The sequence below is a fragment of the Kitasatospora sp. NPDC091207 genome, assembly GCF_044768625.1.
In the GTDB taxonomy this organism is placed as follows: domain Bacteria; phylum Actinomycetota; class Actinomycetes; order Streptomycetales; family Streptomycetaceae; genus Kitasatospora.
On record NZ_JBIVVS010000002.1, the window covers coordinates 221,671 to 242,596 of the forward strand.

Consider the following 20,926-nt stretch of genomic DNA (forward strand, 5'->3'; position numbering starts at 1 on the left):
GCGGGGCCCGGCCCCGTCACTCCGTCCAGATCGCGGCCGCCGTGCGGTCGTCGGCATAGCCCCTGGCACGCACCTGCACCTGGCGCAGGAAGTCGACGGTGCCCGGCGGGTGGAGGTGCGCCCAGTGCGCCGCCAGGAAGTGCGCGACGGCCGGCTCGTCGGAGACCGGCCGGGCCAGGCCCGGGGTGCAGAGCAGCAGGATGTCGCCCGGGGTCGCCGGGACCATCCGGAACCGGAACGGTCGCGGATCCGGCACCGGGCTCTCCGGCAGCACCGGCGGCTGCCCGTCCGGGTGGTGCAGCAGCCGGGCCGCGTAGGCGTCGATCCAGTGGCCGGAGCGCAACAGGTAGAGCCCGCCCGGGCCGACCCCGAAGGCCGCCCGGTAGGAGGCCGCCGGGTCGAGCGAGAGCAGCAGGCAGTGCAGCGAAGCCTGCGGGGCCGGGTCGTCGCCCGCGCCCCGGGGGGTGAGGGCGCGCAGCGGGGCGGCGGCGGCCGTGGCGAGCCGCTGGAGGCCGTAGCGGAGACGGTCGCGGGCGCCGTCGCGCAGGTCGGCGGCGAGACCGGCCCGGCTGCGGCCGACCGCGGCGGCGAGCTGGCGGCAGGCCTCGGCGGCGGCGGTCGCGACCGCCTCGGCGGCGACGTCGACATCGTCCGACGTGTCGGAGGCACCCGCGCCGCTGCGGTCGAACCCGCCGAGTACGGCGAGCAGCAGGCCGTCCGTGCCCTCGCCGAACCGGGTGACCAGCAGCGCGTCCCGGCGGGGCTCGCCGCGGTAGCGGGCGGAGTCGCCCCGGACCGAGACGGCGCGCAGGGTGGCGGCGCCGTACTGGGCCCCCTCCAGGACGGTGTCCGGCACGACGGCGCCGAGCGTGCCCGGATCCGCCTCCGGGACGGCGGTCGGCTCGGGCCCGTACGTGGGCGGGCGCTCGCCGACATGGGGGACGGCGGGCCCGGCGCCGGCCGGCACCGGGCGGGTGGCGGGACGGGCCACGACCACGGCCGGCGCGGGCGCGGGCGCGGGGTCCGGTACCTCCGCGGCGGGCTCGGGCTCGGATACGGACACGGGCTCCGGCTCCGCTCCCGCCTCCGGTACGGCCGGCGGCTCCGGGTCACTCACCGCGGCGGGCTCCGGGCTCTTCCGAAGGACGGGCGCCGGCTCGGGCACCGGTCCCGCCGGTTCCGGCTCGGCCACCGCCACCACGACCGCCACCACGACCGCCTCCGCGGCGACCTCCGGCTCCGGCTCCGGCTCCGCGACGGCCGCCGGCCCGGGGGTGGCCGCCCAGGCCGGGGCCTGGAACTTGTGCGTCTCCTCCGGCCCGCGCTGCTGGCCGATCACCCCGACCGCGGTGTCGAACCAGTCGTCGATACTGTCCCGCTCCGCCGCCTCGGGCTCGGGTCCGGGCCCAGACTCGGGCACGGGCTCCGGCCGCACCGCCGGCTCCGCCCCGGCGGCCGGCCCACCCGTGCGCTGCGGCCCGATCAGCCCCGCCGCCGTCTCGAACCAGTCGTCGACGCTTCCCTCCCCCGGGACCGCGCCCGGGGTGTCGGGGAGAGTGCCCGCCGGCCCTTCGTAGACCGTTTCCCACCAACCGTCGTCCGGCCGGTGCTGCTGTGCGGGTGCACCCTCTTTGCTCATCTGGCGGCTCCTGGTCGGTGCGTGGTCGCGCCGCCCCCGGCGGGGCCGGACTCGACGTCATTGTCTCCGAGTGCAACGACGCTGTCCGGGTTTCGGCGACAACCGCACACTGATCGGATGATCCCTATCACCGGGTTCGCCCCATGTTTCGTTTCCGTTCCGTCCGCGCTTGCCGGAACTGCCCCGAGCAGGTCGTTTCCGGGGCATTCGGTACGTTCGGGCGCCGAAAATGGGGGTCGAGGAGGGGCATCGCTTCACTCGTTCGGCTGATTAAATGTGCGCATGACCGCGTCGGCCCCCAGATCGCCCCGACCGGGGAGGGCCGTAGTCGCAGGCCGCCCGGTGGGTGCCCTGTGGTTCCTCCTGCTGGTCGGACTGCTGACGGCGCTCCCGTGCGCGGGCCAGGCCCGGGCGGTTTCGACGGAGCGGTCCACCGAGGCCGCGGTCCTTCCGGAGAGCACCGTCGTCGGCCCGGTCGTCGCGGACGCCCCGGCGACCGGCGCACGGCGGGCACCCCGGACGGAGCACGCGGCCCCGCGCACCGGGGCCCCGCGTACCGGCCCGGCCGCCACCCTCTCCGACCGGCTGCACACCGACGAGCAGCGGCACTGGACGTGGTGCACCGCCGACGGCGAGCCGCCGCACCGCAACAACGGCTGCTCCGGTCACCCGTACTGCGGCCAGGACGCCCAGCTGCCCAACCCGCCGCCGCAGCCGATGCCTTCCCTGGCGCCCCGCCCGGAGCTTCCCGAGGCCCAGCCCCGGGTGGTGCCCAGCGGGCTCCTGGACGGTCCGCGCCCGGCACCCGACCTGCACGAGCTCCAAGTTCACCGGTCCTGAGCGGAACCCACCGCCGGCCCTCCCGCCTGCCCGTCCGAACGGACGGCGAAGGGGGCGTGGCCGACGGATCCGCCCCTCCGCCCTCTCATCAGACCGCCGCGCCCCAAGCGCGCGGCGGGGACAAGGACACCTCATGGGTTCCGCCTCGAAGCAGTCCAACAAGCCGACCGGCAAGCAGGCCGGTCTCGACCGTCGCGCCCGGATAGCCGAGCTGCGCGCCGTCGAGCAGCGCCGCGACCGCCGGAACAAGATCATCGCCTCGGTGGTCGCCGGCACCCTGGTGATCGCCGCGATCGCCACCGGCACCTGGATCGTGGTCGACGCCAACCAGGACAAGAAGGCCAAGGAGGCCGCCGCCGCAGCGCCGATCGACGGTGTCCAGACCTTCGGTGAGCTGAGCCGCAACCACGTCAAGGAGAAGGTCACCTACCCGCAGACCCCGCCGGTCGGCGGTGACCACAACGCGATCTGGCTGGACTGCATGGGCCACGTCTACGACCAGCCGGTCGAGAACGAGCGCGCCGTCCACTCGCTGGAGCACGGCGCGGTCTGGGTGACGTACAACGGCAAGGCCACGCCGGACGACATCAAGTCCCTCTCCGACAAGGTGAAGGCCACCCCGTACTCGCTGATGAGCCCCTACCCGGACGAGAAGGGCACCATCACCCTGAGCGCCTGGAGCACCCAGCTGGTCGTGGACAGCGCCAACGACCCCCGGGTGGGCGAGTTCTTCACCAAGTACGTGCAGGGCAAGCAGACCCAGGAGCCGGGCGCGTCCTGCAGCATGGGGGCGATGTGACCGCCGAGGCGGCGGCACCCGGGGCACACGACGACGGCCGGGACGACGGCCACGACGACGCCTTCGACGACAGCGCGGCCACCGGTCCCGCCCCCGGCCGCCGGCGGCTCTGGTGGCCGGCGGCGCTGGCCGCCTCGCTCGCCCTCGCGCTCGGGATACCCGCGCTCGTGGCGAGCGGGACCTCGGCCTCCGGCTCGTCCTCGCTCACGGCCCCGGCGGACGACTCCCCCGAGGCCGGCTTCGCCCGCGACATGGCGACCCACCACCAGCAGGCCGTCGACCTGTCGTTCGCCGTCCGTGACCGGACGGACGACGCGGCGGTCCGCACCCTCGCCTTCGACATCATCAACACCCAGGCCAACCAGCGCGGGATGATGATGGGCTGGCTCGACCAGTGGGGGCTCCCGCAGCACTCGGGGGCCAAGCCGATGACGTGGATGCGGATGAACCACGGCTACGAGGCGCACGACGGCTCGCTGATGCCGGGCATGGCCACCAACACCCAGCTCGCCAGGTTGCGCTCGCTCAGCGGGCGCGACGCCGAGGTGTACTACCTGCAGCTGATGCTGGAGCACCACAAGGGCGGGGTGGAGATGGCCCAGGGCTACGTCGACATGGCGAAGAACGAGACCGAGAAGCGGCTCGCGCAGTCGATGGTGGTCGGGCAGACCTCGGAGATCCAGCTGATCACCGACATGCTCGCCGAGCGCGGCGCCGCCCCTGGTGTCCCCGCCTCCTGACCGACCCGCACCACCCGGCCGGGGGGGGGGGACGGACACTCCGTCCCCCGCCCCCGGCCGTTCCGGTCCCGGCCGCTCGGGGCACCGTCAGACGGCGGGCCGGCCCGGTCGCCCCGCCCGCCCGGTCGGGCGGACCAGTGCCACCGCGAGGACGGCGACGGCGGCGAGCGCCAGCAGCACCGTCCGGCCGCCGGACACCGCGCCCGCCAGGTGGACACCCAGCACGGGCACGGCGGTGCCGAGCGCCGTACCGAGACTGCGGGCCATGTTGACCATGCCACCGCCGACCGCCGAGCACTCCGCCGGTATCGCCCGCATCACCAGCGCGTTGTTGGCGGGCAACAGCAGGCCCAGCCCGTACCCGGCGACCAGCAGCGGGGCGGCCGCCCAGGCGACGCCCACCGGCAGCAGCGCGAAGAGCAGGAGCCCGGCCCCCGCGACGGCCGCGCCGAACCGGCACCGGGTGACGTCCGACCAGCCCCGGGGCAGCAGGGCGCCGCCGACGGTCGCGGCGACCGCGAAGGCCGCCGGGAGCAGGGTGATCACCAGGCCCGCCCGGAGCACGGGGGCGCCGGCCTCGGTGAGCAGCACCGGCCCGAGCACCAGGGGGCAGAACAGCAGCAGGTAGCCGATCAGCGCGACGGCCAGGCCGGGCCGCACGCCCGGGGTGTTGACCAGGCCGGGTGCCAGGATCGGCCGGGCGGTCCGCCGCTCCTGACGGACCAGGCCCAGCGCCAGCAGCACCGCGAGGAGCAGCAGGCCGGCCGCGGCCCAGCCGGGCAGCGGCAGGCCCGAGGCGGTGGAGAGGGCGAGCAGCAGCGCGGTGGTCGCGCCGGTGAGCAGCAGGAGCCCGGGCAGGTCGAACCGGCCGTCGCCGCCACCGACGCGCGGGGCCCACGGCTCGGCGCGGGTGCGGGGCAGCAGGAACCAGCCGGCCAGGATGCCGACCAGGCCGACCGGCACATTGATCCAGAACACCCAGCGCCAGGAGGCGTGTTCGACCAGCAGCCCGCCGAGGCTCGGGCCGAGCGCCAGGCCGAGCCCCTGGGCGGCCGCCTGGATGCCCAGGGCCCGCCGCATCGCGTGTCCGGGAACGCCGCGCGCCACCAGGGCGACGCTGTTGGCCTGCATCATCGCTCCCCCGACCGCCTGGACGGCCCGGCAGGCCACCAGGACCCCGAGGCCGCCGGCGAATCCGGCGCCGAGCGAGGCCAGCGCGAAGACGGCGAACCCGCCGAGGTACATGGTCTTGCGGCCGACCAGGTCGGAGAGCCGGCCGACCGGGGCCAGCAGGGCCACCAGCACCAGCAGGTAGGCGAGCGCGACCCATTCGACGGCGGCGTAGTCGGTGCGGAAGTGCTGCCCGAGGGCCGGGAGGACGAGGGCGGTGATGCCCGCGGTCAGCTGCCCGAGGAAGGCGCCGAGGCAGACGGTGCCGACGGCCAGCCAGTGGGCGTGCCGCCACCCGGCGATGCCGCGCGGCCGGGGCCGCTCGGTGAGCAGCCTGGTGGCGAGGGCGGTGGCGTTCATACGGCGAAATATATCGGATGCAGATATGTTCTCTCTACGAGCTGGTCGGTGGGCGATCCTCGACCGGCACCGGCCCCGATCCACCGGCCCCGATCCGCAGGTCGCGGACCCGACGGTCGCGGTCCACCGGCCCCGATCCGCAGGTCGCGGACCCGACGGTCGGTGCGCGAGCGGTGCGTGCCCAGTGCGCGATCGGCCCGGCGGAGCGGCCGCCACCAGGCGCTACGCTGTCCGCCATGCCGTCGTCACCCCCCGTTCCCGACCCCGCCGCCGTACCGGCCGAAGCCCTGGCCGCCCCCGGAACTCCCACCGCCCCGGAGGCGCGGACCGGCGCCCCGGTCGGCCCCGGCGCCCCGGCGGAGCTGCCCGCTCCGGTCGAGCCCCCCGCTCCGGCGATCGAACGTGCCCGACGGCTGACCGACGTGGTGACCCGGCTGCGGCGCGCCCTGCGCAGCAGCATCCGCACCGACTACCCGTGGGAGTCCCTGCCGATGGCGCAGGTCGAACTCCTCCAGACGCTCGCGGCCGCGCCGCTGCGGGTCGGCGAACTGGCCGCCCGCCAACGGCTGGCCCCGAACACCGTCAGCGGTCTGGTCGGCAAGCTGCTGGACGCCGGCTTCGTCGACCGCCAGGCCGACCCCGGCGACCGCCGGACCGCCCGGATCGCGCTCACCCCGGCCGGTCTGCGCCAGCTGGACGACTGGCAGCACGCCCACGAGCGCCGCATCGCCACCGCCCTCGGCACGCTCACCGCCGCCGACCGCGAGGCCGTCATGCAGGCGCTCCCCGCCCTCGACCGGCTCGCCCGCGCCCTGGCCTCGCCGGACCAGCAGCACCGGCCCGAGTGACGCCGGTCGAAAACCCGGGAGCCGCCACCGGCAGGATCGGCTAGCGTCCCCGCATGGAAGCCTCACCCTCGGACGCCGCCCGGCTGCGGATCGAGCCCTGGACGGACGCCGACCTCGCGCTGCTCCGCCGGGTCAACACCCCGGAGATGAAGAAGCACGTCGGCGGCCCGGAGGACGAGCGGCAGCTCCTCACCCGGCACCGCCGCTACCTGGACTTCGTCCCCTCGGGTCTCGGCTGCATGTACCGGATCGTCCTGCTCCCCGGCGGCGAGCCCGTCGGCACCGTCGGCTACGGCACCCGGACCTGGCAGGGCGAGACGGTCCACGAGATGGGCTGGAACGTCCTACCGCCCCACCAGGGCCGGGGCATCGCCGTCGCCGCCACCCGGGCCGCCGTCGCCGCGGCCCGCGCCGGGGCCCGCCACCGTTACCTGCACGCGTTCCCGGACGTGGACAATCCCGCCTCCAACGCCGTCTGCCGCAAAGCCGGCTTCACCCTGCTCGGCGAGACCGACTTCGAGTTCCCGCCCGGGCGCCACATGCGCAGCAACGACTGGCGGGTGGACCTGCGCGCCGTCACCGGCCGGGCCGACACCGGCCGGCCCGGCCGGTGACGAGCCGCCCGCCGGTGGCACCGGCGGGCGGCTCAACGGCCCTGCGGCCGGCGGGCGGCTCAGAACAGCGTGCCGCTCTCCAGTTCCAGCAGCCAGCGCTTGCGGTCCACCCCGGCGGCGAAGCCGGTGAGGGAGCCGCCGGCGCCGATCACGCGGTGGCAGGGCCGGACGATGAGCAGCGGGTTGGCGCCCACGGCGCCGCCCACCGCCCGGACGGCCTTCGGTGAGGCACCGGCCAGCTCGGCGAGCCGGCCGTAGGTGACCGTCTCGCCGTAGGGGATGTCGTCCAGCGCGGCCCAGACGCTGCGGCGGAACTCGGTGCCGACCGGGGCCAGCGGAAGGTCGAAGGTGGTGCGCTCGCCGGCGAAGTAGGCCGTGAGCTGGGCGACCGGCTCGGCGAGCGCGTCCGGGTCGTGGACCCAGTCGTCGGCGGGTTCGGCGAGGGCGTACTTCTGGCCGGGGACGGTGACGGTGGCCAGGGCGGCCGGTCCGCCGTCCGCCGGCAGCACACCGCTGAGCAGCAGCCGGCCGAACGGGCTCGCCATGAAGGTGAAGACGGTGGTGCTCATGCTCGGGTGTTCTCCGTTCCAGTGCTGGTGTCATGCGCGGCGCCGGCCCAGAGCCGGTGGACGGCGTAGGAACGCCAGGGGGCCCAGGCCTCGGCGGCGCGGTCGGCGGACTTCGGGTCGCCGGGGGCGCCGAGCCGGGTGAGGCCGTGGCGGACCCCGACGTCGCCCGGCAGGAAGACGTCCGGGTCGGCGAGGGCCCGCATCCGCAGGTAGCCGACGGTCCACGGGCCGATCCCGGGGAGGGCGAGCAGCTGCGCCGCCGCCTCCTCCCGGTCGACGCCGCCGTCGAGCCGGACGACGCCCTCGGCCAGCGCGGCGCAGAGGCCGGTGAGCGCCCGGCGGCGGGCCGCCGGCATCGCGAAGTCCCCGGGGTCGGCCACCGCCAGCGCGCCGGCGGTCGGGAAGAGCAGCCGCAGCCCGCCGCTCGGCTCCGGCAGCGCGGTGCCGTACTTCTCGGCGAGCCGGCCGGCCAGGGTGCGGGCGGCGCCGACGGTGACCTGCTGGCCGAGGACGGCGCGGACGGCCAGCTCGTGCGGGTCGACGTGGCCGGGCGAGCGCAGACCGGGCCGGGCGCGGACGAGTGCGCCGAGCACCGGATCGGTGCCGAGCCGGCCGTCCACCGCGTCCGGGTCGGCGTCCAGGTCGAACAGGATCCGCAGCCGCTGGACGGCGGTCGGCAGGTCCCGCAGGTCGGCCAGGAAGAGGCGGCAGTCCAGCCAGCCGCGGGTCCGGTCCTCGGGGGCGAGCCCGTCCACCTCGGCGATGCCGTGGCCGTACGGGAGCGCGAGGGTCCGGCGGTAGGCGCGGACGCCGGGGCGCGGGCCGGGGACGACCTCCTCCACGCCGGGGACGGCGCGCAGGGCCAGGAAGTCGATCAGGTGGTCGCTGTCCAGCGCGCCCCGGTAGGCCAGCCGCAGGGTGAGCCCGCCGGCCGGGGTCGCGGTGCGCCGCCCCGCCGTGACCTCGGCGCGCAGCCCGCTGGGCGTGCGGTCGTAGACCTCGCGGACGGTGTCGTTGAACTGGCGGACGGACGCGAACCCGGCGGCGAAGGCGATCTCGGTGACCGGCAGCTCGGTGGTCTGCAGCAGCAGCCGGGCGGTCTGGGCACGGCGGGCCCGGGCCAGCGCGATCGGCCCGGCGCCGAGCTCGGCGGTGAGCTGGCGCTGGAGCTGGCGGGAGCTGTAGCCGAGACGCTGGGCCAGGCCGGCGACGCCCTCGCGGTCCACGATGCCGTCGCCGATCAGCCGCATCGCCCGGCCGACCAGGTCGGCGCGGTGGTTCCACTCGGGTGAGCCCGGCACCGCGTCGGGGCGGCAGCGGCGGCAGGCCCGGAAGCCGGCGCCCTGCGCGGCGGCGGCGCTGGGGTAGAAGGTGCAGTTGACGCGTTTGGGGGTCACGGCGGGGCAGCTCGGTCGGCAGTAGATGCCGGTCGAGGTGACGGCCGTGAAGAAGACGCCGTCGAAGCGGGCGTCCCGGCTGTCCACGGCCCGGTATCGGATGTCGTCGTCGATCACGCTGTCCAGTCTGCGGCACCCGGCGGGGCATGACTGGCGGAAATCGGACCTGGGCGTGACGGGCCGCCCGGCGCGGCCGGCACCGGTCGGCACCGGTCGCGGGCGGGCGGTGGCGGGCACGGGCCTTACCGGGCACGGACGGAGGCCGGCACGGACCCGCGGGCGGAAAACCGCGAGCCGCCCGCCCGGGCCGCGGCTACGCTGGCCGGGGCCGGCGCGGGGTGACCTTCCGCGCCCGCCCCCACCGCTGCCCCGCGGCCCCGCCCACCCGGCGGCCCCGCCCACCCGGCGACAAGGAGCCCCCGTGACCGAGCAGCCGTACACCGGCCCCGACGACCCTCGGGTCGCCGCACTGCGGGTGGCGGAGTTCGCCTTCCCCGGACCGCTCCGCGACCAGCTGGTCGCGGCCGTCCTCAACGGCGCCAAGACCAGCACCACCGGTCTGGTCGCCGACTACGAGCACGAGAACGAGCCGCTGCCCCGGGTAGGCGTCCGCTCCGCGGTGATCGACTCGGCCGGCCGACCGGTGGCGGTGACCGAGACGACGGACGTCCGGGTCGTCCCGCTGGCGGAGGTCGACCTGCGGCACGCCGTGGACGAGGGCGAGGGCTTCACCACGGTGGCCGAGTGGCGCTCCGTCCACGAGGGCTTCTGGCACGGCGAGGAGATGCGGGCCGCCCTGGGCGATCCCGGCTTCACCGTGGACGACACCACCCCGGTCGTACTGGAGCGCTTCCGCGTGGTGGCCGACCTCCGCTGACCGACCGCGCCCCGCGCCCGTCCACGACCGGCTCACGCCGCACGATCCCGGCGCGTCACGCCGGCCGGTCGCCACCCGTCAACCGCCGCAGGGCCCGGTCGAGCCGGGCCTGCCGGGTCTGCGGGGTGAGCGCCTGGAGCAGCGGCAGGAGGAGCTGGTAGCGCCCCGTCCGGTCGAGTGCCTCGAACGCCCGCCGCGCCCGCGGGTCGGCGTCGAGCGCCGCCGCGAACTCGGGCGGTACCGTCGCCGCCCGCTGCGACGCGTACGCCGCCGCCCACCGGCCGTCCGCCCGGGCACGACGCACCTCGGCGAGGCCGGGCTCGCGCATCCGGCCCTCGGCCGTCAGCGCCGCCACCCGGTCGACGTTCACCTGCGACCAGAGGCTCCTGGGCCGGCGCGGTACGTACTTCTGCAGGTAGTACCGCGCGTCCAGGGAGCGGCGCTGCCCGGAGATCCAGCCGTAGCAGAGCCCGATGTCGACGAGTTCGTCGTCGGTGACCGACGCGATGCCGGACGTCCGCTTGGCCATCCTGATCCACACGCCCTCGTGGCGCGGGTGGTTGTCGGCCAGCCAGTCCTCGAAGGCGCGGGCGTCCGCGAAGCCGACGACCTCCACCCCGTCGATCCGGTCGATCCCGTCCACGCCGTCCACGCCGTCGATCCCGTCCACGCCGCCGAGCGTAGCGGCCGCCCCGGACGCCGGCCGCGCGGCGGGGCGGCGGGCCGCCGCACCGCGCGCCCGCCGCCCCGCCGGCGTCACCGCTTCACGGTGCCCCGCGCGCGCACGGACTTGGTGATGACCTTCCACTTCTTCAGCCGGGCCGAGGCCAGCCGGGCGTCGGACCGGGAGGCGATCCACTCGCTCTCGCGCTGGAGCTTGAGGTAGCTGTCCATCCGCCGCTGCGGGAGCGTGCCGTCGTCCAGCGCGGCCCGCACGGCACAACCGGGCTCGGCGTGGTGGCCGCAGTCGTGGAAACGGCAGTCCTCCGCCAGCTCCTCGATGTCGGAGAAGGCCATCGCCACGCCCTCGCCGCCGTAGAGGCCGACCTCGCGCAGGCCGGGCGTGTCGATCAGCACGCCGCCGCCGGGCAGTGGGATCAGCTCACGGGTGGTCGTCGTGTGGCGGCCCTTCTGGTCGACCGCGCGGGCCTGCTGAACGGTCATCACCTCGGCGCCGGCCAGCACGTTGGTCAGGGTGGACTTGCCGACGCCGGACTGTCCGATCACGGCGGTGGTACCGGGCGTGCAGGCGCGCAGCACGTCCACCCCCTCGCCGGTCTCGGCGCTGACCACCAGCACCGTGACGCCGGGCGCGATGGACTCGACATCGGCGCGGATGAACTCGGCGTCGTCCACCAGGTCGGCCTTGGTGAGCACGACCACCGGCTCGGCGCCGGACTCCCAGGCCAGCGCGAGGAAGCGCTCGATCCGGCCGAGGTCGGGCTCGGCGGCGAGCGAGGAGGCGATCAGCACGGTGTCGACGTTGGCCGCCAGCACCTGGCCGTCCGAACGCTTGCCGGCCACCTTGCGGATGATCGCGGTGGAACGCGGCAGCAGGGCCGCGACGGCCGGCATCGGCTCGGCCGCGAGGTCCACGGCCGCCCAGTCACCGGTGCAGGGGCAGTTGATCATGTCGGCGTCGCCGACCGCCCGGGTGTCGGCGCGGACGGTGCGCGGCTCGCCGGTCGCCGGGTCGGCCACGACGACGTCGCACTGGCCCCGGTCGACCCGGACGATCCGGGCGGGGGTCAGCCCGGCCTCGGCGAGCGGGGCGAAGTCCTCCTCGGACGCGGCCGTCCAGCCGTAGCCGGCCAGCGGGAGGTCGGAGGAGTCGGGGGAATCGGAAGAGAAGAGGGAGAACGACGGAACGGAGGCAGCGTTGAACAACGCAGTGGGCCCTTCGGGAGGAAAGCGATCCCGCCGGGCTACGGCTGCGCGCGCGAAGGCGACGTCAGCCGGCGGCCGGGAGGGAGAGGTGGGGTATGCGAGCGCTGCCCAGGGCAGCCGTGACGGCAATGACAGTCACCGGGCTCACCTCCTGCTTCTCCATGGGCCGGCAAAGCGGCCCCCGAACCGAACTGCTCACACCGTAGCGGCCGCCTCCGACCCTGCCAACAGGTTTTTCACCTGCGCCGACCGGCCGTTCCCGGCACCTGTCCGCTGCAGCGGCCGGCCGGCGGCAGCCCCCCGGACCACGACGGGTCAGCGCTGGTCCCACGGCGGCCGCGGCGGCCGGCTGGGCAGCGTGCGCTCGGGGGGCGGCGCGGTCGGCCGGTCGCTGTCCGGCGGCGGCGGGGCCGGCCGGTGGTGCGGGCCGCCCCGGGTGGTGAGCCGGGCCCGGACGTTGTCGGCGGCCAGGACGTCGGCCCAGCGCTCGGGGTACTCGGAGGGCACGTCGATGTCCTCGCCGTCCTCGGCGTACTCCTCCTCGGCGCCCTCGGCGAGGCCGAGTTCGCGTGCCCGCCGGGCCCGCTCGACGGCGCGCCGGGCGGCCACCTCGCGGACCACGGCGGCGGCGGCCTCCTCCTGCGCGCGCTCGTTCTCGGCACGGGCGTCGGCGGTCTCCAGGGTCGGCCAGCGGCGGTCTATGGCCGCGTTCATCGCGGCGCCGATCAGCACCGCGAGCGCGACCACGAAGATCCAGAGCAGCACGGCCACCGGCGCGGCCAGCGAGCCGTAGACCGAGGGGCCCTCGACCGAGCTGACCAGGTAGAGCCGCAGCGCCACGCTGCAGAAGACCAGCACCACCAGCGCGACCAGCGCGCCCGGGATGTCCTCCCGCCAGGGCGTGGAGACGGGGACGGCGAGGTGGTACAGGGTGGTCAGGAAGACGATCAGCAGCAGGATCGCCACCGGCCAGTAGGCGGCGTTGACCAGCGTCGCGAGGTCCGGCACGGCGTTCTGCACCAGCCCGGGGCCGGCCATCAGCAGCGGCAGCACCAGCGAACCGATCACCAGGGCGCCGAGGTAGAGGCCGAGCGACATCAGCCTGGTCTTGACGATGCCGCGCTTGCCGTCGAGCCCGTACATCACCGTGATGGTGTCGATGAAGATGTAGAGCGCCCGGGAGCCGGACCAGAGCGACAGCAGGAAGCCGATCGAGATCAGGTCGGGCCGGGTGTGGTCGAAGACGTCGTTCAGCAGCGGCACCACGACCTGCTTGATCGACGAGTCCGAGAGCACCGTCCCGGCTGCCGAGACGATGTCCGACTTCAGCTTGTCGATCGTGCCGGCGCCGAGGAACTCGTCCAGGTAGCCGAGGGTGCCGGCCAGGCAGAGCAGCAGTGGCGGAATGGACAGCAGGGTGAAGAACGCCGCCTCCGCCGCGAGACCGGTGACCCGGTACTCGACACAGGTGTTGGTGGTGTCCCTGACCAGCGCCCAGGCCGTACTGCGCCAGGTGACCTGCTTGGCCGCCCGCCGTGAGCCCTTGCCCCGACGACGGGAGGGCCGCTCCGGGTTCGGTCTCGTCGTTTCGCCTGCTGCTTGCACAGGGCTAACGGTATCGGGCCGGGGCGGGTCCGTTGATCTCCCGTGTCGCGGTCCGCCCGCCGCGGGTCCGATCCGGGGAGCGGCGGGAACGCCGTGGCATCTCGGAATGCGAAACCTTTGCGTCCACAATACGGACGTTAGTGGACCTCGTGTCGTGCGCCGTGCGAATCTCTTGCCATGCCTAGCGCCGGAACCACCCTAGTAGGTCGACTCCACGTCGATCTCCTTCGCGTGTCCAGCGCCATCTGTCCGGTGATCTGAGCCCAACCCCGCCGCCACCCACCGCACCCGGCGCCACCACCTCGCCATCCACGCCGAAGAGGATGCGCAGGCGCCCGCCCGGCCACGGCCACTGCTCTCCCGGCCTTGAGAAACCCGCAGGTCACAGCAGTGCACCCGGCCGAGCACGCCCAGCGACCCACCAGGCGTCAGAGCCACCTGCCCCGAAGGATTTCACCATGGCCACCACCCCCGAGACCGCCGAGCCCACGGCCGACCGCGCCGAGGCGCGCCGCCCCGCCGCGCCTCGCAAGGTGACCCGCCATCGCGGTGAGGGCCAGTGGGGCATGGGCCACTTCACTCCTCTGAACGCCAACGAGCAGTTCAAGAAGGATGACGACGGTCTCAATGTGCGGACACGTATTGAGACGATCTACGCGCAGCGCGGCTTCGACTCGATCGACCCCGCCGACCTGCGCGGCCGGATGCGCTGGTGGGGCCTCTACACCCAGCGCAAGGAAGGCATCGACGGCGGCAAGACCGCGATCCTGGACCCGCACGAGCTGGACGCCGAGTACTTCATGCTCCGGGTCCGCATCGACGGCGGCCGGCTGACGGTCGCCCAGCTCAAGGCGATCGCCGAGGTCTCCGAGCTGTACGGCCGCGACACCGCCGACCTGACCGACCGGCAGAACGTCCAGTACCACTGGATCCGGATCGAGGACGTCCCCGCGATCTGGCAGAAGCTGGAGGCCGTCGGCCTGTCCACCACCGAGGCCTGCGGCGACACCCCGCGCGTCATCCTCGGCTCCCCGGTGGCCGGCATCGCCGAGGACGAGATCATCGACGGCACCCCCGCCATCGACGAGATCCAGCGCCGGTTCATCGGCAACAAGGACTTCTCCAACCTGCCGCGCAAGTTCAAGTCCGCCGTCTCCGGCTCCCCGCTGCTGGACGTCGCGCACGAGATCAACGACATCGCCTTCGTCGGGGTCGAGCACCCCGAGCACGGCCCGGGCTTCGACCTCTGGGTCGGCGGCGGCCTCTCCACCAACCCCAAGCTCGGCGTCCGCCTGGGTGCCTGGGTCCCGCTGGACGAGGTCGCGGACGTCTACGGCGGCGTCATCGGCATCTTCCGCGACTACGGCTACCGCCGGCTGCGCAACCGCGCCCGGCTGAAGTTCCTGGTCGCCGACTGGGGCGTGGCGAAGTTCCGCCAGGTGCTGGAGGACGAGTACCTCAAGTACCAGCTGGTCGACGGCCCCGCGCCGAAGGAGCCCAGCGGCCGCTGGCGCGACCACGTCGGTGTGCACCGGCAGAAGGACGGCAACTACTACGTCGGCTTCGCGCCGCGGGTCGGCCGGGTGAACGGCGCACTGCTCGGGCAGATCGCCGACCTCGCCGCCGCCCACGGCAGCGACCGGCTGCGCACCACCGCCGAGCAGAAGATGATCGTCCTCGACATCGCCGAGGACCGGGTCGAGTCGCTGGTGGCCGGCCTGGAGGCACTGGACCTGCGGGTCACCCCCTCGCCCTTCCGCCGCGGCACCATGGCCTGCACCGGCATCGAGTACTGCAAGCTCGCCATCGTCGAGACCAAGGAGCGCGGCCGCACGCTCATCGACGAGCTGGAGAAGCGCCTGCCGGACTTCGAGGAGCCGCTGACCATCAACATCAACGGCTGCCCGAACGCCTGCGCCCGCATCCAGGTCGCCGACATCGGCCTCAAGGGCCAGCTGGTGACCGACGAGAACGGCGAGCAGGTCGAGGGCTACCAGGTCCACCTGGGCGGCGCGCTCGGGCTGGAGGCCGGCTTCGGCCGCAAGGTCCGTGGCCTCAAGGTCACCAAGGACGGCCTGCCGGACTACGTCGAGCGCGTGCTGACCCGCTACCGGGCCGACCGCGCCGAGGGCGAGCGCTTCGCCCAGTGGGCCGCCCGGGCGGACGAGGAGCAGCTCTCGTGACCGCGGCGGGCACCGGGCGGCGGCCCGTCGGGCGGCACGGCCGCCGGGCAGAGCGGAGCAGGCGATGAGCGAGCGCGCGGCACCCTTCTTCTGCCCCTACTGCGGCGACGAGGACCTGCGTCCGTCCGAGGCCGGACACGGCGCCTGGGAGTGCCACGGCTGCCGCCGGGCCTTCCAGTTGAAGTTCCTCGGCCTGCTGTCGACGGCCCATGGAAGTACGGCGACTCACGGGGGTACCACGCATGACCGGCACGACGACTGACTACGAGGCGATCGCGACCGCCGCCGGCCGTGAGCTGGAGGAGGCGACCGCGCAGGAGGTCCTGACCTGGGCCGCCGACACCTTCGGCAAGCGGTTCTGCGTCACCTCCTCGATGGAGGACGCGGTCGTCGCCCACCTCGCCTCCTCGGTCTTCCCCGGCGTCGACGTGGTGTTCCTGGACACCGGCTACCACTTCCCGGAGACCATCGGCACCCGGGACGCGGTGGCCGCGGTGATGCCGGTCAACCTCATCACCCTCAAGCCGCTGCAGACGGTGGCCGAGCAGGACGCCCAGTACGGGCCCGCCCTGCACGACCGCGACCCGGACCTCTGCTGCTCGCTGCGGAAGGTCGAACCGCTGGGTCGCGGCCTGGCCGGCTACGACGCCTGGGCCACCGGGCTGCGCCGCGACGAGTCGCCCACCCGGGCCGGCACCCCGGTGGTCTCCTGGGACCCCAAGCGCCGCAAGGTCAAGATCGCCCCGATCGCCCGCTGGACGCAGGAGGACGTGGACGCCTACGTCAACGCCAACGGCGTCCTGCTCAACCCGCTGCTGTGGGAGGGCTACACGTCGGTCGGCTGCTCACCGCTGTCGTGCACCCGCAAGCCCGCGGAGGGCGAGGACGCCCGGGCCGGCCGCTGGTCCGGTTCCGGCAAGACCGAGTGCGGCATCCACCTCTGATCCGCCGTCCCACCCGTTCGAACATCACTACCCGTCTGGAGACCCCACCGTGAGCACAGCCACCACCCTGGCCGCCGGCGGAGCCGCAGAGGCGGCCCCCCAGGCCGCCCCCTGCGAGCGCGGCGCCACCGTGTGGCTGACCGGGCTGCCGAGCGCCGGCAAGACCACGCTCGCCCTCGCGCTGGCCGAGCGGCTGCGCGCCGAGGGCCACAAGGTCGAGGTCCTGGACGGCGACGAGATCCGCGAGTTCCTCTCCAAGGGCCTCGGCTTCACCCGCGAGGACCGGCACACCAACGTCACCCGGATCGGCTTCGTCGCCGAGAAGCTCGCCGCCAACGGCGTCAAGGTGCTCGCCCCGGTGATCGCGCCGTACGCGGACTCCCGCGCGGCGGTCCGCGAGCGGCACACCGCGCACGGCACCGACTTCCTGGAGATCCACGTCGCCACCCCCGTCGAGCTCTGCGCCGAGCGCGACGTCAAGGGGCTGTACGCCAAGCAGGCGGCCGGTGAGATCTCCGGCCTGACCGGCGTCGACGACCCCTACGAGGCCCCCGCGGACCCGGAGCTGCGCCTGCAGACCCGGGGTCGCGAGGTGGCCGAGAGCGCCGCCGAACTCCACGCCTTCCTGACCGAGAGGGGCCTCGCGTGACCACCGCGACCAACAGCCTGGTCCACACCGACGACCCCGACCGGTCGGGGGGACCCTTCGCGCTGTCCCACCTGGACGCGCTGGAGGCCGAGTCGGTGCACATCTTCCGCGAGGTCGCGGGGGAGTTCGAGCGCCCGGTGATCCTGTTCTCCGGCGGCAAGGACTCCATCGTCATGCTGCACCTGGCGCTCAAGGCCTTCTGGCCGGCCGCGGTGCCGTTCTCGCTGCTGCACGTCGACACCGGCCACAACTTCCCCGAGGTCATCGAGTACCGCGACCGGGTGGCGGCCGAGCACAACCTGCGCCTGCACGTGGCCCACGTCCAGGACTTCATCGACGACGGCCGGCTGCGCGAGCGCCCGGACGGCACCCGCAACCCGCTGCAGACCGTCCCGCTGCTGGACGCCATCGAGCGCAACCGCTTCGACGCCGTCTTCGGCGGAGGCCGCCGCGACGAGGAGAAGGCCCGCGCCAAGGAGCGCGTCTTCTCCCTGCGCGACGAGTTCGGCGCCTGGGACCCGCGCCGCCAGCGCCCCGAGCTCTGGTCGCTGTACAACGGCCGGCACGCGGTCGGCGAGCACGTACGCGTCTTCCCGCTCTCCAACTGGACCGAGCTGGACGTCTGGCAGTACATCGAGCGCGAGGGCATCGAGCTCCCGGAGATCTACTACGCGCACGAGCGCGACGTCTTCTCCCGCGGCGGCATGTGGCTGACCGCCGGCGCGTGGGGCGGCCCCAAGGAGCACGAGCCGGTCGAGCGCCGCCTGATCCGCTACCGCACGGTCGGCGACATGTCCTGCACCGGTGCCGTCGACTCCGACGCCGCCGACATCCAGGCCGTCATCACCGAGATCGCCGCCAGCCGCCTCACCGAACGCGGCGCCACCCGGGCCGACGACAAGCTCTCCGAGGCCGCGATGGAAGACCGCAAGCGCGAGGGATACTTCTAAATGAGCACCACGACCGAGAACAGCGCCACCTCCCTGCTGCGCTTCGCCACCGCCGGCTCCGTCGACGACGGCAAGTCCACCCTGGTCGGCCGCCTGCTGCACGACTCCAAGTCGGTGCTCGCCGACCAGTTGGAGGCCGTCGAGCGCGCCTCCCTGAGCCGCGGCCAGGAGGCACCCGACCTCGCGCTGCTCACCGACGGCCTGCGCGCCGAGCGCGAGCAGGGCATCACCATCGATGTCGCGTACCGCTACTTCGCCACCCCCCGCCGGCGGTTCATCCTCGCCGACACCCCCGGGCACGTGCAGTACACCCGCAACATGGTGACCGGTGCCTCCACCGCCGAACTCGCCGTCGTCCTGGTGGACGCCCGCAACGGTGTGGTCGAGCAGACCCGCCGGCACGCCGCCGTCGCCGCGCTGCTGCGCGTGCCGCACGTGGTGCTGGCCGTCAACAAGATGGACCTCGTCGAGTACGCCGAGCCCGTCTTCGCGGCCATCGCCGAGGAGTTCACCGCCTACGCGGCCTCGCTCGGGGTCCGGGACGTGGTCGCGGTGCCGATCTCGGCCCTCGCCGGCGACAACGTGGTCGAGCCGTCCGCCCACATGGACTGGTACGGCGGCCCGACCCTGCTGGAGCACCTGGAGACCGTGCCGGTCGGCACCGACCCGAGCGACCGGCCCGCCCGCTTCCCGGTCCAGTACGTGATCCGCCCGCAGAGCGACGAGCACCCCGACTACCGCGGCTACGCGGGGCAGTTGGCCTCCGGCGTGCTGCGGGTCGGCGACCCGGTGACCGTGCTGCCCTCCGGCCACACCACCACCGTCGCCGGCATCGACGCGCTCGGCCGGGAGACGGACCTCGCGTGGGCCCCGCAGTCGGTCACCGTCCGCCTCGCCGACGACATCGACATCTCCCGCGGCGACCTGATCGCGGCCGGACCGGTCCCGGTGCCCACCAAGGACATCGAGGCCACGGTCAGCCACCTCAGCGAGCGCCCGCTGCGCGCCGGTGACAAGGTGCTGCTCAAGCACACCACCCGCACCGTGCGCGCGCTGGTCAAGGAGATCTCCTACCGGATCGACATCACGTCGCCGATCAGCGAGGGCGGCCTCCAACAGCGCTCCGGCGCCGAGGGGTTGAACGTCAACGACATCGGCCACGTGGTGCTGCGCACCGCCGAGCCGCTGGCGCTCGACGGCTACAGCGAGAACCGCCGGACCGGCTCGTTCCTGCTGATCGACCCGGCCGACGGCACCACCCTCACCGCCGGCATGGCGGGCGAGGCCTTCGACACCGTACGCACCGACGCACCCGGCGTCCCCGAAGAGGAGGACTGGGTCTGATGCCCAGCGAGGCGTTCTCGGGCATGGACAAGGAAGGCGGCCGCATCGGCAGCGGCGTCCTCGGCAGTGGCCAGGGCGGCCTGACCCGATGTGCGGGCCGACAGGGCTGACCCCAGCCCTGTCACCGGGCCGGTCGCTGTCCCACCCCACAGCTGGTGCAGCACACCGACCCGGCTTGCCCGGCATCCCCCGATGCCGCAAGCGCAACCGACCGACTTCCCGCCCGGGACCGCCTTCCTGACGGTCCGTCCGTGAACAGGACTTCGCCCATGGCACCGCACCAGGCACTTCCGCACTCGCCCGTCGCGCATAGCCCCGCACATCCCGCCGCCGGCCGGATCAGACGCTCCGCCGCGGCCGCGCTCGCCGGCCTCACCGCCGTGGCACTGCTCTCCGCCTGCGGCTACGGCTCGAAGAGCGACGACAACAAGACCAACACCCCGCCGGTGGCCGGTGACGCCGCCTCCGGACCGAAGCTCTCCGCCGACACGGTCAAGATCGGCTACTTCGCCAACCTGACCCACGGCACCCCGCTGGTCGGCCTCCAGGAGGGGCTCTTCCAGAAGGAGTTGGGCGCCACCCAGATCAAGACCCAGGTCTTCAACGCGGGCCCGGCCGAGATCGAGGCGCTGAACGCCGGCTCCATCGACATCGGCTGGATCGGCCCCTCCCCCGCGATCAACGGCTTCACCCAGTCGAACGGCGAGTCGCTGAAGATCATCAGCGGCTCGGCCTCCGGCGGCGTCAAGCTGGTGGTCAACCCCGAGAAGATCCAGAGCCTGGACGACCTCAAGGGCAAGAAGATCGCCACCCCGCAGCGCGGCAACACCCAGGACGTGGCACTGCTCAACTACCTGGCGGTCAAGGGCCTGAAGGTCAACCCCGACACCGGCGCCGGCGACGTCTCCGTCGTCCGGACCGACAACAAGGTCACCCCGGACGCGTACAGCTCCGGCTCGATCGACGGTGCCTGGGTGCCGGAGCCGACCGCCTCCAAGCTGGTCACGCTCGGCGCGAAGGTCCTGCTCAACGAGAAGGACGTCTGGCCGGACAAGAAGTTCGTGATCACCAACATCATCGTCTCGCAGAAGTTCCTCAAGGAGCACGCCGACGTGGTGGAGGCCGTGCTGCGCGGCTCGGTGAACGCCAACGCCTTCATCAAGGCCAACCCGGACAAGGCCAAGGCCGACGCCAACGAGGCCATCAAGAAGGAGGCCGGCAACGCGCTGCCGCCCGCCATCCTCGACCCGGCCTGGGCCGACATCGACTTCCTGGACGACCCGCTGGCCAACACGCTGCAGGCCGAGGCCGACCACGCCGTCACCGCCGGTCTGCTCAAGAAGCCGAACCTGGCCGGGATCTACGACCTGACGCTGCTCAACAAGGTGCTCAAGGAGAAGGGCCAGAGCCCCGTGGCGGACGCCGGACTCGGCGCCAAGTAGACCGCCACGCGGCACCGCGCCCACCCCGGCGCCCCGCCGCGGCAAGCCCCGCCGCACCCAAGCCCCGCG

21 protein-coding genes are annotated in these 20,926 nt (G+C 74.0%); 14 read left to right on the plus strand and 7 right to left on the minus strand.

Annotated features, from left to right (window positions below; translation table 11 throughout):
* Positions 1 to 16: 16 nt before the first annotated feature.
* Positions 17 to 1,639, minus strand: coding sequence for a protein phosphatase 2C domain-containing protein (locus tag ACIQTO_RS05655; RefSeq protein ID WP_402383304.1), 1,623 nt, complete (start codon positions 1,637 to 1,639; stop codon positions 17 to 19).
* Between the two features lie 342 nt (positions 1,640 to 1,981).
* Here ACIQTO_RS05655 and ACIQTO_RS05660 point away from each other — a divergent pair, with 342 nt between their 5' ends.
* From ACIQTO_RS05660 to ACIQTO_RS05670, 3 genes are all read left to right on the plus strand, one after another.
* On the plus strand, positions 1,982 to 2,479 hold the full coding sequence (locus ACIQTO_RS05660; RefSeq protein WP_402383307.1) for a hypothetical protein: 498 nt from the start codon (positions 1,982 to 1,984) through the stop codon (positions 2,477 to 2,479).
* Between the two features lie 133 nt (positions 2,480 to 2,612).
* Positions 2,613 to 3,278, plus strand: coding sequence for a DUF3105 domain-containing protein (locus ACIQTO_RS05665; protein WP_402383309.1), 666 nt, complete (start codon positions 2,613 to 2,615; stop codon positions 3,276 to 3,278).
* On the plus strand, positions 3,275 to 4,018 hold the full coding sequence (locus ACIQTO_RS05670) for a DUF305 domain-containing protein (protein ID WP_402383311.1): 744 nt from the start codon (positions 3,275 to 3,277) through the stop codon (positions 4,016 to 4,018). The genes ACIQTO_RS05665 and ACIQTO_RS05670 overlap by 4 nt, the downstream gene beginning before the upstream one ends.
* An 87-nt stretch (positions 4,019 to 4,105) precedes the next feature.
* Here ACIQTO_RS05670 and ACIQTO_RS05675 read toward each other — a convergent pair whose 3' ends face one another.
* The gene (locus ACIQTO_RS05675; protein ID WP_402383313.1) at positions 4,106 to 5,548 is read right to left on the minus strand and encodes an MFS transporter; all 1,443 of its coding nucleotides are present in this window, start codon (positions 5,546 to 5,548) and stop codon (positions 4,106 to 4,108) included.
* 236 nt (positions 5,549 to 5,784) lie between these two features.
* Between ACIQTO_RS05675 and ACIQTO_RS05680 the strand changes: the two genes are divergently transcribed.
* Both ACIQTO_RS05680 and ACIQTO_RS05685 read left to right on the plus strand, forming a co-directional pair.
* A complete protein-coding gene (locus tag ACIQTO_RS05680) occupies positions 5,785 to 6,396 on the plus strand; it encodes a MarR family winged helix-turn-helix transcriptional regulator (RefSeq protein ID WP_402383315.1) in 612 nt (203 codons plus the stop codon).
* Between the two features lie 53 nt (positions 6,397 to 6,449).
* On the plus strand, positions 6,450 to 7,010 hold the full coding sequence (locus tag ACIQTO_RS05685) for a GNAT family N-acetyltransferase (RefSeq protein ID WP_402383318.1): 561 nt from the start codon (positions 6,450 to 6,452) through the stop codon (positions 7,008 to 7,010).
* A gap of 59 nt (positions 7,011 to 7,069) precedes the next feature.
* Here the strand turns inward: ACIQTO_RS05685 and ACIQTO_RS05690 are convergent, their stop codons facing one another.
* Complete coding sequence (locus ACIQTO_RS05690; protein ID WP_402383320.1) at positions 7,070 to 7,579, minus strand: methylated-DNA--[protein]-cysteine S-methyltransferase; 510 nt, start codon at positions 7,577 to 7,579, stop codon at positions 7,070 to 7,072.
* Positions 7,576 to 9,093: a DNA-3-methyladenine glycosylase 2 family protein gene (locus tag ACIQTO_RS05695; protein WP_402383322.1), complete on the minus strand. Its 1,518-nt coding sequence runs from the start codon at positions 9,091 to 9,093 to the stop codon at positions 7,576 to 7,578. Before ACIQTO_RS05695 ends, ACIQTO_RS05690 begins: the two co-directional genes overlap by 4 nt.
* Before the next feature lie 304 nt (positions 9,094 to 9,397).
* Here ACIQTO_RS05695 and ACIQTO_RS05700 point away from each other — a divergent pair, with 304 nt between their 5' ends.
* Entirely contained in the window at positions 9,398 to 9,853 is a 456-nt protein-coding gene (locus ACIQTO_RS05700; protein ID WP_402383325.1) for an ASCH domain-containing protein, read from the plus strand.
* A gap of 55 nt (positions 9,854 to 9,908) precedes the next feature.
* Here ACIQTO_RS05700 and ACIQTO_RS05705 read toward each other — a convergent pair whose 3' ends face one another.
* The 3 genes from ACIQTO_RS05705 to ACIQTO_RS05715 all read right to left on the minus strand — a co-directional run bounded on the left by ACIQTO_RS05705 (position 9,909) and on the right by ACIQTO_RS05715 (position 13,345).
* Positions 9,909 to 10,514, minus strand: coding sequence for a YdeI family protein (locus ACIQTO_RS05705; protein ID WP_402384228.1), 606 nt, complete (start codon positions 10,512 to 10,514; stop codon positions 9,909 to 9,911).
* Between the two features lie 95 nt (positions 10,515 to 10,609).
* Positions 10,610 to 11,740, minus strand: coding sequence for a ribosome small subunit-dependent GTPase A (rsgA, locus tag ACIQTO_RS05710; RefSeq protein ID WP_402383328.1), 1,131 nt, complete (start codon positions 11,738 to 11,740; stop codon positions 10,610 to 10,612).
* Positions 11,741 to 12,055: 315 nt separating this feature from the next.
* Entirely contained in the window at positions 12,056 to 13,345 is a 1,290-nt protein-coding gene (locus tag ACIQTO_RS05715) for a YihY/virulence factor BrkB family protein (RefSeq protein WP_402383331.1), read from the minus strand.
* Between the two features lie 177 nt (positions 13,346 to 13,522).
* On the opposite strand from ACIQTO_RS05715, the gene ACIQTO_RS05720 reads away from it, so the two are divergent.
* The 8 genes from ACIQTO_RS05720 to ACIQTO_RS05755 all read left to right on the plus strand — a co-directional run bounded on the left by ACIQTO_RS05720 (position 13,523) and on the right by ACIQTO_RS05755 (position 20,857).
* The gene (locus ACIQTO_RS05720; protein WP_329492070.1) at positions 13,523 to 13,606 is read left to right on the plus strand and encodes a putative leader peptide; all 84 of its coding nucleotides are present in this window, start codon (positions 13,523 to 13,525) and stop codon (positions 13,604 to 13,606) included.
* A 197-nt stretch (positions 13,607 to 13,803) separates the two neighbouring features.
* Positions 13,804 to 15,528, plus strand: a complete 1,725-nt coding sequence (locus ACIQTO_RS05725) for a nitrite/sulfite reductase (protein ID WP_402383333.1) — start codon at positions 13,804 to 13,806, stop codon at positions 15,526 to 15,528.
* Positions 15,529 to 15,592: 64 nt separating this feature from the next.
* On the plus strand, positions 15,593 to 15,790 hold the full coding sequence (locus tag ACIQTO_RS05730; RefSeq protein ID WP_402383335.1) for a hypothetical protein: 198 nt from the start codon (positions 15,593 to 15,595) through the stop codon (positions 15,788 to 15,790).
* A complete protein-coding gene (locus tag ACIQTO_RS05735; protein ID WP_402383338.1) occupies positions 15,771 to 16,472 on the plus strand; it encodes a phosphoadenylyl-sulfate reductase in 702 nt (233 codons plus the stop codon). Before ACIQTO_RS05730 ends, ACIQTO_RS05735 begins: the two co-directional genes overlap by 20 nt.
* 67 nt (positions 16,473 to 16,539) lie before the next feature.
* Positions 16,540 to 17,121 (plus strand): adenylyl-sulfate kinase, encoded by a 582-nt coding sequence (gene cysC / locus ACIQTO_RS05740; protein ID WP_402384231.1) that lies wholly within the window; start codon positions 16,540 to 16,542, stop codon positions 17,119 to 17,121.
* 17 nt (positions 17,122 to 17,138) lie between these two features.
* Positions 17,139 to 18,071 carry a sulfate adenylyltransferase subunit CysD gene (cysD, locus tag ACIQTO_RS05745; RefSeq protein ID WP_402384232.1) on the plus strand — a complete coding sequence of 311 codons (933 nt, stop codon included), beginning with the start codon at positions 17,139 to 17,141 and terminating at the stop codon, positions 18,069 to 18,071.
* On the plus strand, positions 18,072 to 19,415 hold the full coding sequence (locus tag ACIQTO_RS05750) for a sulfate adenylyltransferase subunit 1 (protein WP_402383341.1): 1,344 nt from the start codon (positions 18,072 to 18,074) through the stop codon (positions 19,413 to 19,415).
* A gap of 269 nt (positions 19,416 to 19,684) precedes the next feature.
* Entirely contained in the window at positions 19,685 to 20,857 is a 1,173-nt protein-coding gene (locus tag ACIQTO_RS05755) for an aliphatic sulfonate ABC transporter substrate-binding protein (RefSeq protein WP_402383344.1), read from the plus strand.
* Positions 20,858 to 20,926: the final 69 nt, after the last annotated feature.

What these genes read in the sequence shown, in the direction of transcription:
- ACIQTO_RS05655 (WP_402383304.1), bottom strand. Translation starts at nt 1,639, where the DNA reads ATGAGCAAAGAGGGTGCACCCGCACAGCAGCACCGGCCGGACGACGGT.
- ACIQTO_RS05665 (WP_402383309.1), top strand. Translation starts at nt 2,613, where the DNA reads ATGGGTTCCGCCTCGAAGCAGTCCAACAAGCCGACCGGCAAGCAGGCC.
- ACIQTO_RS05675 (WP_402383313.1), bottom strand. Translation starts at nt 5,548, where the DNA reads ATGAACGCCACCGCCCTCGCCACCAGGCTGCTCACCGAGCGGCCCCGG.
- ACIQTO_RS05680 (WP_402383315.1), top strand. Translation starts at nt 5,785, where the DNA reads ATGCCGTCGTCACCCCCCGTTCCCGACCCCGCCGCCGTACCGGCCGAA.
- ACIQTO_RS05685 (WP_402383318.1), top strand. Translation starts at nt 6,450, where the DNA reads ATGGAAGCCTCACCCTCGGACGCCGCCCGGCTGCGGATCGAGCCCTGG.
- ACIQTO_RS05690 (WP_402383320.1), bottom strand. Translation starts at nt 7,579, where the DNA reads ATGAGCACCACCGTCTTCACCTTCATGGCGAGCCCGTTCGGCCGGCTG.
- ACIQTO_RS05720 (WP_329492070.1), top strand. Translation starts at nt 13,523, where the DNA reads ATGCCTAGCGCCGGAACCACCCTAGTAGGTCGACTCCACGTCGATCTC.
- ACIQTO_RS05725 (WP_402383333.1), top strand. Translation starts at nt 13,804, where the DNA reads ATGGCCACCACCCCCGAGACCGCCGAGCCCACGGCCGACCGCGCCGAG.
- ACIQTO_RS05730 (WP_402383335.1), top strand. Translation starts at nt 15,593, where the DNA reads ATGAGCGAGCGCGCGGCACCCTTCTTCTGCCCCTACTGCGGCGACGAG.
- ACIQTO_RS05735 (WP_402383338.1), top strand. Translation starts at nt 15,771, where the DNA reads ATGACCGGCACGACGACTGACTACGAGGCGATCGCGACCGCCGCCGGC.
- ACIQTO_RS05750 (WP_402383341.1), top strand. Translation starts at nt 18,072, where the DNA reads ATGAGCACCACGACCGAGAACAGCGCCACCTCCCTGCTGCGCTTCGCC.
- ACIQTO_RS05755 (WP_402383344.1), top strand. Translation starts at nt 19,685, where the DNA reads ATGGCACCGCACCAGGCACTTCCGCACTCGCCCGTCGCGCATAGCCCC.